Source organism: Cellulomonas sp. PhB143 (genome assembly GCF_003752595.1).
Lineage (GTDB): Bacteria > Actinomycetota > Actinomycetes > Actinomycetales > Cellulomonadaceae > Paraoerskovia.
In genome coordinates, this window is sequence record NZ_RKIJ01000016.1 from 110200 (window position 1) to 121947 (window position 11748).

The 11748-nt window shown below is 70.8% G+C and carries 10 protein-coding genes and 1 pseudogene; 6 read left to right on the forward strand and 5 right to left on the reverse strand.

All coding sequences use genetic code 11. The features are described 5' to 3' along the window. Nucleotides 1-20: 20 nt before the first annotated feature. Nucleotides 21-3554: a MobF family relaxase gene (gene mobF / locus EDF32_RS13820; protein ID WP_158614107.1), complete on the reverse strand. Its 3534-nt coding sequence runs from the start codon at nt 3552-3554 to the stop codon at nt 21-23. A 195-nt stretch (nt 3555-3749) separates the two neighbouring features. Between mobF and EDF32_RS15100 the strand changes: the two genes are divergently transcribed. The 5 genes and pseudogenes from EDF32_RS15100 to EDF32_RS13840 all read left to right on the forward strand — a co-directional run bounded on the left by EDF32_RS15100 (nt 3750) and on the right by EDF32_RS13840 (nt 7054). Next, nucleotides 3750-3914 carry an FAD-dependent oxidoreductase gene (locus EDF32_RS15100; RefSeq protein WP_370449996.1) on the forward strand — a complete coding sequence of 55 codons (165 nt, stop codon included), beginning with the start codon at nt 3750-3752 and terminating at the stop codon, nt 3912-3914. Beyond that, nucleotides 3863-4447, forward strand: a pseudogene (locus tag EDF32_RS13825) (NAD(P)/FAD-dependent oxidoreductase); the annotation flags it as partial. The gene EDF32_RS15100 and the pseudogene EDF32_RS13825, both read left to right, overlap by 52 nt. Beyond that, complete coding sequence (arsB, locus tag EDF32_RS13830; RefSeq protein WP_123309131.1) at nt 4444-5559, forward strand: ACR3 family arsenite efflux transporter; 1116 nt, start codon at nt 4444-4446, stop codon at nt 5557-5559. The pseudogene EDF32_RS13825 and the gene arsB, both read left to right, overlap by 4 nt. After that, nucleotides 5556-6602, forward strand: a complete 1047-nt coding sequence (locus EDF32_RS13835; RefSeq protein ID WP_123309132.1) for a metalloregulator ArsR/SmtB family transcription factor — start codon at nt 5556-5558, stop codon at nt 6600-6602. The genes arsB and EDF32_RS13835 overlap by 4 nt, the downstream gene beginning before the upstream one ends. A gap of 23 nt (nt 6603-6625) precedes the next feature. Next, the gene (locus tag EDF32_RS13840) at nt 6626-7054 is read left to right on the forward strand and encodes an arsenate reductase ArsC (protein ID WP_255414268.1); all 429 of its coding nucleotides are present in this window, start codon (nt 6626-6628) and stop codon (nt 7052-7054) included. Between the two features lie 72 nt (nt 7055-7126). Here EDF32_RS13840 and EDF32_RS13845 read toward each other — a convergent pair whose 3' ends face one another. Both EDF32_RS13845 and EDF32_RS13850 read right to left on the reverse strand, forming a co-directional pair. Further along, nucleotides 7127-7627 (reverse strand): GNAT family N-acetyltransferase, encoded by a 501-nt coding sequence (locus EDF32_RS13845; RefSeq protein WP_123309134.1) that lies wholly within the window; start codon nt 7625-7627, stop codon nt 7127-7129. Next, nucleotides 7624-9042 carry an FAD-dependent oxidoreductase gene (locus tag EDF32_RS13850; RefSeq protein ID WP_123309135.1) on the reverse strand — a complete coding sequence of 473 codons (1419 nt, stop codon included), beginning with the start codon at nt 9040-9042 and terminating at the stop codon, nt 7624-7626. The genes EDF32_RS13845 and EDF32_RS13850 overlap by 4 nt, the downstream gene beginning before the upstream one ends. A gap of 83 nt (nt 9043-9125) precedes the next feature. Between EDF32_RS13850 and EDF32_RS13855 the strand changes: the two genes are divergently transcribed. After that, nucleotides 9126-9506, forward strand: a complete 381-nt coding sequence (locus tag EDF32_RS13855; protein WP_123309136.1) for a metalloregulator ArsR/SmtB family transcription factor — start codon at nt 9126-9128, stop codon at nt 9504-9506. Between the two features lie 435 nt (nt 9507-9941). On the opposite strand, the gene EDF32_RS13860 is transcribed toward EDF32_RS13855, so the two are convergent. Beyond that, nucleotides 9942-10157 (reverse strand): helix-turn-helix domain-containing protein, encoded by a 216-nt coding sequence (locus EDF32_RS13860; protein ID WP_123309137.1) that lies wholly within the window; start codon nt 10155-10157, stop codon nt 9942-9944. A gap of 37 nt (nt 10158-10194) precedes the next feature. Further along, a complete protein-coding gene (locus EDF32_RS13865; protein WP_233565935.1) occupies nt 10195-11475 on the reverse strand; it encodes a site-specific integrase in 1281 nt (426 codons plus the stop codon). Nucleotides 11476-11748: the final 273 nt, after the last annotated feature.

The window sequence follows — 11748 nt, forward strand, 5'->3', positions numbered from 1 at the left end:
CGCGACTATCGCTCTGTTTATCAGAACGGAAGTACGGCGTTTGAACGGGTCGCATTACCCGCTATCCTGACGCCTTTCCTGCCGACTGATCTCGCTGCGCGGTGTAGTGCCGCCGCCGCGTTGCGACGGTCGCGCTCCTGGGCGCGCAATTTGGTTGGGCTACCGAGCGGCTGCGCTCCTGCTATGGCGTATCGCTCACGGTATGCGGCGACGGCTGTCAGTTCGGCGAGCCAGCGTTCACGGTCTTTGGCACCGTTCGGCGGCCTTCCGAAGCGCCGCGTCCACGGCGCATGATCACGCACTGCGATCTCGGCCAGATTGCGAGAGCGGGTTTCGATGAGGCGGCGACGTTCTTCGAGTGCGCGGCCGTAATCATCGGGCAGCGGTCCGCGAGCGGCGGGGATGAGACCAGCGATAAGGTCGGCTCTCGTACCCTGAGCGGGGCGGCTTGCGACGTGGGCGAGGCGCGTCGCAAGAACGGCCGCGACATCGTCAGCGTCGAACAGGCCGCGCTGGGCGACTAGTTGCGGAAGCAGGGTTTCAACATCGCGTCCGCACGCCTCGGCTTGCCTTAGCCCGGCCGCGAGCACGCCGAACGCCTCGGAATGGATCGCCTGGTCGGTTTCGGCGGATGTGAGCCGACCAGCATCGCGGAGGACGTGTTGCACGAGACGGGTCCAGCGGTCGCATTGTGCGGCGTTGGCGATGGTCTCGTACTCGGCGGCGAGCTGGCGGATACTCGTCCAGCGGTTCTCCTCGGTCTCGATGACCTGGTGCGCCGATGCCTCGGTGCCGGTGTGGTTCACGACTCCGAGCATGACGCTGCGGGCAGTCACGTCCGGGTCGGCCGGGTTAACGTGCAGCGGGTCGGGTCGGTCCAGCGCGACGTAGGCCGTGTTGGCATCCCGTCCACGGGTCATGGACACGTACAGGTTCTCGCGGGTGCTCGACGACGAGACCACGACGTGCGCGGTATCGACGGTCAGGCCCTGGGCGCGGTGGGCGGTGACGGCGTACCCGAGGTCGACGTGGTCGGCCACGTAGCTCGATGGCAACACCATGCTCCCCCGCCGTCGGCCTTCGGGGCTGACTTCGAGGCCGCCATCGCGCCGAACGTGGGTGACGATCCAGCGGTCGCCGTTGCGCACCCAGCCCCGCCGTCCGGCGCGAAGGCGTCGGTCGTTGCGGCGGGTGATGATCACGTCACCGGCCGATGCTGGCCTGTCGTCGCGCAGGACGACGTCGCGGCCGGCGGAGGTAAGACCCGTGCGGATGCGTTCGGCGCGGGCCCGGTCGTTGAGTTGTCTGACTGTGTCGGCCGTCCCGGTGACGAGGACGCTCGCCCGGCCGGCGTCGACGTCGTGCCGCCATGCGGCGTAGGCGGCATCGACCATCTCGTCGGTGCTGCCCTCCCGGATCCGGTCGTGCGTTTCGTACCGGTCGACGACGGCCGCGTCGCCATCACGGAGTCGCAGCGATGCCGTCTTCTCCCAGTCGTGCGTGAACCGGTGCACCTCGGTCAGCCGGGGCACGTCGTCGCCACGGGCGGCGACCAGCATGGCGAACGCCCCGCCGGCGTCGACGGACTGCAGCTGGGCCGGGTCGCCGACGAGCACCACCTTCGCACCGACCTGCGCAGCCCCTGTCGTGATGAAGTCCAAGTCGCGAGTGGAAGTGAGCGTCGCCTCGTCAACGATCACCAGCTGACCCGGGCGGAAGTCCGCCCGGCCGTGGCGGTGGTCGTAGATCCATTTCGCCGTGTTGTCGCAGCGGATGCCGAGGTCCTCGGCCAGCACCTGCGCTGCGATGGCCGAGGGCGCCATCCCGACCACCGCCCCAGTGCCGTGTTCGGCCACCCATGCGTTGAGGAGTGCTCGCATCGTGGTGGTCTTGCCGGTGCCTGCAGGGCCGACCAGCACGTCGAGCGAACGGCCCGAGACAAGGATCCGTCTCACTGCCTCGGCCTGCTCGACGTCGAGCCAAGGCTCCCCCGGTCCAGGGCTCGCGTTCCGGTGCAGCAGCCGCGTTGCTGAACCCGTGCCGGTGCGGTCGGCGGCGAGTGCGAGGAGCCGGTCCTCCATGCGGAGCAGCTCGTCGCTGGTGAAGATCTCGCCATGCCGGGGCCGCAGCATGCTGGAACCGTCCTCACGCCGCAGCGTCGCCGGGCTGCTCGCCAGCTCACCGGGCGTCAGCTGAACCGACCTTCGAGTGGCGGCATCGGTGATCATCGCGACCACCTGCTCGCGATCCTCGACCGTGGCGAACCGCAGCCCCATCGTGCGGCGCGAGGCCTCAGCCCACAGGTTCCAGCGCTGCCACGTCGACCGCTTCTGCGACACCGCTGCAACCACCTCGACCGCTAGCTGATCGACGACGTCCAGCGGGACAGCGTCGACGGTCAGCACCCGGGTGGAACGTCCCTTCGCGAGGCCGCGCGCCCACCCGGTCGGGTCATCGCCCACGAGGTGCTCGGCGCGACGTCGCCAGGCGGCGGTCAGGTCCGCCAACGAGTGGATGGACTTCTCGGGCCGCGTGGCCAAGGTCGCCTGGGCGCGCAGCTTCACGGTCACTCGCGCCGACGGCCGACGGCCATGCGTCGCCGTGTAGTCGGCGATCAGCTGGTCGCTCGCGACCTCGATGTCGCGGCTACGCGAGGAGAACTCCACCAGCAGGTCATCGGGGACGCCGGCGATCTCCCACTGCGCCGACCTATCGGCTCCGCGTTCGCGCCGCTGCCACCCGATGCCGAACGTGTTGGTGAGCCGGTCGGCAAGGACGGCGTTGTAGTGCTCGGACACCGCGACGACGGCGTGGTGCAGGGCGCGGGAGTCCAGGGTGCGCCACTGGCCGTCGTGGGCGGCCTTGACCTTGTTCGAGATCACCAGGTGGGTGTGCAGCTGCGGATCGTTCGACCGCGAGTCCCAATGGTCGTACGCCGTCGCCGCCACCCCCACGACCGGCACCTGCGCCGCTCCCCCATGCCCCGTGCGGGTGGCCGCGACCTCCCGCTCGAAGAAGTCCAACACCTGCCCGACAGCGTCATGGTGCGCCGCGACGATCAGCTCCTGCGTCGTCGCGTCCGCCAACCCCCACAACACCGACACCGACTTCGGCACCGAGAACGTCAGATCGAACCCCGCGGTCGCCGTCTGCGACCCGCGAGCCTGTTCCTGTGCCTGGATCCGCGCCACCGCGGCGTCAAACTCCGCCCCCGGCAGCATGCGATCAACGCCGTGGATCCGTCGCGCGGTTCGCTCCGCCGCGGTCGGGTACTCGCGGAACGGGCGTCCCAGCGACTCGCCGGTGACCGGGTCCACGCCATGGCCCAGCAACGCCTGCAGCTGAGACGGCATCACCGTTATCTCTGGCTGCAGTACACCGTCACCGAGGTGCTGGACGCCTCGGCCCATCCACATCCCGGGCGGCGTGCCCGCCTCGGTGAAGTACCGCGTGAACACCGAGGCCTTCGGCTCGTTCCCGTCCCCGGCCACGACCGACCGCAGCAGGTAGGCATACCCCTGCCCGGCCGAGATCACCCGCAGCGAGACTGTCACACCTGACAGGTGTGGAGCTCGACCCGCCTCGGGTGCCAGAGGTGTGAACACGAGGCGTACGGGACTCCAGCGGTCGGACCGCCGTTGAGTCATCGACGCGAAGCGCGCCGCGCAGGTCCTCAGTGCGGAGAGTATGTCCCCGGAGGATCGGGCAACACGGCCACGGTCGACATTGACCTATGTCAATATAGAGGCATGTCGATACAGCAGGTCCACGAGGTTGTCATCGTCGGCTCGGGCCCCGCCGGCTACACCGCGGCTGTGTACGCCGCGCGGGCTGGTCTGGCGCCCGTCGTGATAGCGGGCACATCGCCGTGGTCGGCGGCGGCGACTCGGCGACGGAGGAGGCGATCTTCCTGACGCGCTTCGCGTCCAAGGTCACCATGGTGCACCGTCGCGACTCCCTGCGCGCGTCGAAGATCATGGCCGCCCGCACCGAAGCGAACCCGAAGATCGAGTTCGCGTGGAACAGCGAGGTCGCCGGGATCGGCGGCGAGAAAAAGGTCACCGGCGTCACCCTGCTCGACACGGTCACCGGCGCGGAGCGCGAGCTCGACGCGACCGGCCTGTTCGTCGCCATTGGGCACGACCCCCGCACCGACCTCGTGAAGGGACGGATCGACCTCGACGACGAGGGCTACATCCTCGTTGAGGGTCGTTCCACACGCACGAACCTGTCCGGTGTCTTCGCCTGCGGCGACGCCGTCGACCACACCTACCGCCAGGCCATCACCGCCGCCGGCTCCGGTTGCTCCGCCGCGCTCGACGCGCAGTCGTATTTCACCGAGGTCGCCGACGCCGAGGGCGAGCAGTCCCTGGCCGGCATCCCGACGGCGCCCAACCCTGACGGGCTTCCTGCCGCCCTCGCCGACGCGCGGGAGGTGGCTCGGTGAGCGACGCAGCGACCCCGCAGACCGACGCCGTCCGGCGCCTGTCCACCCTGGACCGCTGGCTTCCGGCCTGGATCGGCCTGGCCATGATCGGCGGCCTGCTGGTGGGCCGGTTCATCCCGGGCCTGTCGGACGTCCTGGCTTCGATGGAGGTCGGCGGCATCTCGATCCCGATCGCGCTCGGCCTGCTGGTGATGATGTACCCCGTGCTGGCCAGGGTCCGCTACGACAAGGTCGCCTCGGTCACCGGGGACAAGAAGCTGCTGGTCAGCTCGCTGCTGCTGAACTGGATCGTCGGCCCAGCGCTGATGTTCGCCCTGGCCTGGACGTTCCTGCCCGACCTGCCCGAGTACCGCACCGGCCTGATCATTGTCGGCCTGGCCCGCTGCATCGCGATGGTCGTCATCTGGAACGACCTCGCGTGCGGGGACCGGGAGGCCGCCGCCGTGCTGGTCGCGATCAACTCCGTGTTCCAGGTGATCGCGTTCTCCCTGCTCGGCTACTTCTACCTCACCGTGCTGCCCGGCTGGCTCGGCCTCGACACCCAGGGACTCGACGTCTCGATCGGGCAGATCGCCCTCAACGTGCTGGTCTTCCTCGGCATCCCGCTGGTGGCAGGCTTCGCGTCCCGCTGGATCGGCGAGCGGACCAAGGGTCGCGACTGGTACGAGGAGCGGGTCGAGCCGAAGATCGGCCCGTGGGCCCTGTACGGGCTGCTGTTCACGATCGTGCTGCTCTTCGCCCTGCAGGGCGACGCCGTGACCTCCAGCCCGCTCGACGTCGTGCGCATCGCGCTGCCGCTGCTGGTGTACTTCGCCGTCATGTGGGGCCTGGGCATGGTGCTCGGCAAGCTGCTGGGTCTGGGCTACGCCCGCACCACCACGCTCGCGTTCACCGCGGCGGGCAACAACTTCGAGCTCGCCATCGCCGTGGCCATCGGCACCTTCGGCGCCACCTCCGGCGAGGCGTTGGCCGGGGTCGTCGGACCGCTCATCGAGGTCCCGGTGCTGGTGGGCCTGGTCTACGTGTCCCTGTGGGTCGCCCGGCGCTGGTTCGCCGTCGACCCCTACTCCGTCGAGGCGCCGACCCGAGGGCTGGACGAGGTGAGGTCATGACCACCACCGACACGACCGAGGAGCGCGTTCCGCTGACGGTGCGCGACCAGGACTGCGGGCCCCGCATCGAGGCGCACGCGATCGGCACCGAGGCCGCGGGCGTGGTCGCGGCCACGCTCAAGGCGCTGGCCGAGCCGCTGCGGCTGCGGATGCTGTCCTTCATCGCCACCGCGCCCGCCGGGGAGGCGTGCGTGTGCGACCTGGCCGAACTGACCGACGTGTCCCAGCCCACGGTGAGCCACCACCTCAAGGTGCTGCGCGACGTCGGCGTGCTCGCGTCCGAGCGGCGCGGCACCTGGGTCTGGTACCGCATCACCCCCGGCTACAAGTCCGCGATCAGCACCCTGCTCGAGTCGTTCGCACCGGCAGCCCTGGACGCCCTGGGCGAGCACCCGCACCTGATGGGGCTCGAGGATGCCGACGCCGCCCTGGACCGGCTCGCCGCCGACCTCTCGGCCGCGCATCCCGACCTGGCCCGCGACGTCGTGCTGCGTACGGTGCGCGAGTCGTACACGGCGCTGGCCCGCTCGGCGAAGGTCTCCGCGCACCTGCTCACCCTCACCGACCGTTTCGCCCGCCAGCGGCTGGCCGACCTGACCCGCGAGGCCAGCAACGCCGGCGCCGGTGCCGCGGTCGCGCCGCAGGTGCTGTTCGTGTGCGTCGCGAACGCCGGCCGCTCCCAGCTCGCCGCCGCGCTCGTGCGGCACTACGCCGGCGACCGGGTCGTGGTCCGGTCCGCCGGATCGACGCCGGCGGCGGACGTGCACCCCGCGGTGCGCCCCGAGCTCGCCGCCCTGGGTACCGTCGAGCCGTTCCCCAAGCCGCTGACCGACGACGCGGTCCGCGCCGCCGACGTCGTGATCACCATGGGCTGCGGCGACGTGTGCCCGGTCCTGCCCGGCAAACGGTACGAGGACTGGCTCGTGGGCGACCCGGCCCTGGCCTCCCCTGCCGGTGTCGCGGCCATCCGCGACGAGCTCGACACCCGCGTGCGCGCCCTCCTGGCCGACCTGCTGCCCGACCTCGACCTGCCCACCCCGTGAACGACCGACCCCCGGAGACCACCGTGACCGATACCCCCGCCGCCGCGAAGCCGTCCGCCCTGTTCGTCTGCGTGCACAATGCAGGCCGTTCCCAGATGGCCGCGGGCTTCCTGCGCGCGCTGTCGGGCGGGGCCGTCGAGGTGCGCTCGGCCGGCTCGACGCCCGCCGACCGGATCAACCCGGTCGCCGTCGAGGCCATGGCCGAGGTGGGCGTCGACATCATCGCCGAGCAACCCAAGGTGCTCACCACCGAGGCTGTGCAGGCCTCCGACGTCGTCATCACCATGGGATGCGGCGACGCCTGCCCGATCTTCCCGGGCAAGCGCTACGAGGACTGGGAGCTCGACGACCCCGCCGGCCGGGGCCTCGACGACGTGCGTCCCATCCGCGACGAGATCGAGCGCCGCATCCGCGATCTGCTCGCCTCGCTCGACGTTCAGCCGGTGGCCTGACCCGCTCCGTTCCGCGCAGAGCACGACGGAGCCGCAACCGGACAAGGTTGCGGCCCGTCGCGTGTCGTCGGGTCAGGCGAGCGACTTCTGCAACAGCGTGGTGCCCAGCCACCGGTCGAACTTGCGCCCCACCCGTTCGAGCCGCCCGGCGTCGGCGAACCCCGCCCGCCGATGCAGCGACAGGGAGGCGGGCGAGTCCATGTCCGCGACGACGGCGATCATCTCGCGTGCGCCGGCCTGCTCGGCCTCCTCGATGAGGCGGGCCATGAGCTGCGTACCGACGCCACGGCCGGTGTACGCAGGGTCGAGGTAGATGGAGTCCTCCACCGTGTGCTCATAGGCGGGCCGCGGTCGCCACGGCCCGACGTACGCGAACCCGGCGACCTCCCCACAAGTGTCCGCGACGAGGAACGGCCACCCGCCGTCCCGGACGGCATCGAGCTTTGCGTCCCACAACGGCGGTCCGGGCGGTGTTAGCTCGAACGTCGCCGTCGAGGTCAGGACGTAGTGGTCGTAGATGGCTGCGACTCCCGCCATGTCGGAGGGGGTCGCGGCGCGCAGCGTGAGGCTCACGCGTCCTCGCCGTCGCCCGAGCGGCCGTGCACCACACCGCTGGCGAACCCGACACCTGCCGGCGCTCCAACGCCGAGGGTGACGAGCTGCGGCTCGGCCGGCGCGGTCCCGCAACAGGACACGGCGGACGACTCGCCTTCGGCGGCCAGGGCCAGGTCGCTGGAGCACACCCCCGTGGCCGGGAGGTTCAGCTCGACGGCGTCGGCCGCCGCCCGGTCGCCGGCCAGCGCGGCCGCGACGGAGCGCACCTGTTCGTACCCGGTGGCCAGCAGGAACGTCGGGGCCCGGCCGTAGGACTTCATGCCCACCAGGTAGAAGCCGTCGTCCGGGTGGGACAGCACCGCCTCGCCGTGCGGGGGCACCGTGCCGCAGGAGTGCTGGTTGGGGTCGATGAGCGGGGCGAGCGCGCTCGGCGCCTCGACGACGGGGTCGAGGTCGAGGCGCACCTCGCGCAGCATGCCAAGGTCGGGGCGGAAGCCGGTCGCGTTGACGATCGCGTGCACGTCCAGGGCGAGCGGCTCGTCCTTAGCAGTGCCGAGCACCTGCACCGACTCCGCACCGGGGACGAGCTGCTCGATCGAGACCCGTGTCAGCAGCCGCAGCCGCCCAGCGTCGACGGCGTCCTTGAGCCGGGTGCCCAGCAGTCCGCGGGCGGGAAGCTCGTCGTCCGTGCCGCCGCCGAACAGGCGCCGGGCGGACCCGCCGCGGATCGCCCATGTGATCGTGGCACCCGGCGCCGCCTCGGACAGCTCCACCAGGCTCAGCAGCGTGTTTGCCGCCGAGTGGCCCATCCCGACCACCAGGGTGTGCCGTCCGGCGAAGCGGTCGCGGTCGGCGCCCAGGACGTCGGGCAGCGGGCCGGTGACGAACGGCGCCGCGTCCACCTCGCCGGCCGCGGGCAGGCCGCTCACGCCGAGCGGGTTCGACGTCGAGAACGTGCCGGACGCATCGATCACCGCCCGCGCCAGGACGTCTGTCACGCGGCCGTCCGCGTCGACGGTCCGCACGCGGTAGCCGCGACGGTCGCGGCCCAGCGAGCGCGTCTTGTCCGCACCGTCACGCGCCACCGCGAGCACCCGTGTCCCGGTGCGCAACCGCGAGGCGATCTGGGGCGTCGCCGCCAGGGGCGCGACGTACCCGTCCACGAGCTCGGCGCCTGTCGGCAGCGAGTCCAGGTCCGGCTCGGACCAGCCTGTGGGCTCCAGCAGGCGGCGAGCTGCGGCGTCGACGTCGTACCGCCACGCCGAGAACAGGCGAACGTGCCCCCACGACGAGATCGCCGCACCGGCACGCTCGCACGCCTCCATCACCAGCGGCTCCAACCCACGCTCGAGCAGGTGCGCCGCCGCGGCCAGGCCCACCGGGCCCGCGCCGATGACGACTACCGGCAGCTTTGCTCGCACCGTCTCGACCATCACACACTCCCTCGTATTGATGAACTTCGATGGCAACGGACCACAACATATCCATATTCTTCGATGCATGGCAAGATGAGGGCATGACCGTGACGGAACTGGCCCTGGAACCACTGGCGTCGTCTTCGCCGGCGGCTGGATGCTGCGGACCCGCCGACGACTCCGCCGTCGACCACGAGACCGCCGTCGACGTCGCCCGCCGCTTCAAGGCGCTCGCCGACCCGGCCCGCGTGCAGCTGCTCTCGATCGCCGCCGCGCACGAGGGGCACGAGGTGTGCGTCTGCGACCTGACCGGCCCGCTCGGCCTCGCGCAGCCCACCGTCAGCCACCACCTCAAACTCCTCGTCGAGGCGGGGCTGCTCGAGCGCGACCAGCGCGGGCGCTGGGCGTACTACTCGCTGGTGCCGGGTGCGCTCGGTGGGCTCCGTGCCACGCTCGGCCGCATCGTCGCGCCGCAGGCATAGCCGACGGTGCGCGCGACGGCCGCCCGATCCCCGTGCACGCACCCTCGCCCGGTCCCGCGCACGTTTTCGCCGAACCACTCCCCGTACGCACCCTGGCCTGCGCCGACGCCGTCATGAAGGGTGCGTACGGGGTCCGTACGGGGTGGGTACCCCGTACGTTTGCGGTAACGCACCAGGTCCACCATCGAGCCATGGATACCTCGGCTTTCACGCGGCTCCGGGTGACGCGCCCGGCGGTGCCGATTCGGCCCCGCCGAACGGTCGTCGTCGAAGTTGTAGGGCGTGATGTCTGCGCGACGGCGGCCGGCGGTCGCCGAACCGGGCATTTCGGGGAAGCCAACGGTGCCGCGGACTCAGCGGCACCGTGCGACCTGCGCGAGGACGTCTGCGCCGCATTGAGCGACGCCCGCAGTCGTCGCTCATGAGGTCGCGACCTTACGGCCGGGCCGACGGGATGGCGATCGCCAGCCGCTCGCGCAGCTCGTCCAGGTCGACCCGGATGAGTCTCCCCACCCGGTACCCGGTGACCGTGCCGTCGGCGATGCGCCGACGGATGGTCTTCACCGACACGCTGAACTCCTCCGCCGCGTCGGCCAGGGCCACGAGTTGCCCGCGGCTCACCGACCGGTTCTTCGCGGTCGTGGTTCGCATGATCGTTCTCCTTCCCGGCGGCGCCGATGCGTCGTCGTCACGACAAAGGTGTGCCGTCGGGTCCAGGAGGTGCCCCAGGGCCCCGTCCCGGCGGTTCCGAGCTCCGTACGTCCCGCTCGCCAAGCCGGCGACGCTCACGACGTGCGGCAAGCTCGTCCTCACGAGCCATCGCCGCCATCCGCTCGGCGATCATGCGGTCCCGGTCGGCAGCCGCATGCTGATAGATCATCGCCACCCGCGCCTCGGAATGCCCGGCACGATGCATCAGCTCGGCGGCGGTCGCGCCGGCCCGGGCCGCCATCGTCAGGCTCGTGTGCCGCAGATCGTGCGTCCGCACGTCCGGCAGCCCCGCCTTCTCCCGGGCACGGATCCAGGCGTACCGCCACGTCCCCTCGGGGAGCACTCCCCCGGACCGCCCCGGGAACAGCAGCCCGTCTCGCCCCGGCTGGGCGAACCGCTCGACGTGGACCCCGAGGACGAGCGCCAGCTCCTCCGGGATCGCCACCGTCCGGTATCCAGCCTCGGTCTTGACGCGGCCGACGACGGCATTGATGCCTCTGCCGCCCTGGGAGACGTTCTGCGCCACGCTGACGGACGCCTCCGTCTGGTCCCGCAGGTCCACGTCCCGGCGGCGCAGCGCACGGGCCTCGCCAATCCGTAAGCCCGTCCAGCTCAGCAGGTCGGCCAGCGCCCGCAGGTGCTCGGGCAAGGCCAGAGCGAGCGACTCCACGTCCGTCGGCGTCAAGACGACGGGCTGGTGCCGCCGTCGGTGCCGGCCGGCGCCCACCACACGGGCGGGAGATGCGTCGATCAACCCGCGAGCGACGGCACCCTTGAATACGGACGACAGAAACTTGTACGCCTGTGCGGCCTCACCGGACCCGTCACCGGAGGTCCGCTTCGCCACCTTGGCGCGAGCTCGAGCCTCACGCTTGACGCGCGCGTACCACGCAGAGACGTCGGCGACAGTGATCGCGTCCAGGTACATCTTGCCGATCGTCGGCTCGATGTGGACCCGAAGCGTCCGCGTGTAGTTCCTCAACGTGCCGGGCGCGAGCGTCCGGTCATCGACGTACTCCGCAGCCCATTGGTTCAGAGTCGGTCGGTCGACAACGGTGTCGCGGCGGTCGGGAGGCAGCCACTCGTTGCGGTCGACGATCCGGCGTTCGTCGACCAGCCACGCCTCGGCTGCCATCCGGTCACCGAACTGGCGCGTGTAGCGGTTGCCGTCGGGACCGTTGTAGCGCGCCCTCCAAGCGACGATCTTCTTCGTCTTGGTGCTCTTGCGAGCCTCGAGCTCACCGAACGGCCGTCGCATGCTCACCAAGACCACCACCCCCGTTCGCACAGAAGGTGTGTCCGGTACTCCCGGATCTCTCGGGGGTCTGTAGGGGGTCCAGGAGTCCCCTCGGGGGTATCCCGGGCCAATCGTGTCCACGAGCGGCGGGAGCAAAGCTGCAGGTCAGCGCAAGAAAAGCAGGGGTGGTGGGCCCGGAGGTGTGCTGGTTCACGACATCGTTCACATATGAGTCGGGACATCGTTCATAGCCCCCGGCGCCTCGACGATGAGGCATGTCGAAGGCCAAAGTCA

Excerpts from the sequence above, each read along its gene's own strand:
- EDF32_RS15100 (WP_370449996.1), top strand. The coding sequence starts at position 3,750 with ATGTCGATACAGCAGGTCCACGAGGTTGTCATCGTCGGCTCGGGCCCC.
- EDF32_RS13835 (WP_123309132.1), top strand. The coding sequence starts at position 5,556 with ATGACCACCACCGACACGACCGAGGAGCGCGTTCCGCTGACGGTGCGC.
- EDF32_RS13850 (WP_123309135.1), bottom strand. The coding sequence starts at position 9,042 with ATGGTCGAGACGGTGCGAGCAAAGCTGCCGGTAGTCGTCATCGGCGCG.
- EDF32_RS13855 (WP_123309136.1), top strand. The coding sequence starts at position 9,126 with ATGACCGTGACGGAACTGGCCCTGGAACCACTGGCGTCGTCTTCGCCG.
- EDF32_RS13860 (WP_123309137.1), bottom strand. The coding sequence starts at position 10,157 with ATGCGAACCACGACCGCGAAGAACCGGTCGGTGAGCCGCGGGCAACTC.
- EDF32_RS13865 (WP_233565935.1), bottom strand. The coding sequence starts at position 11,475 with ATGCGACGGCCGTTCGGTGAGCTCGAGGCTCGCAAGAGCACCAAGACG.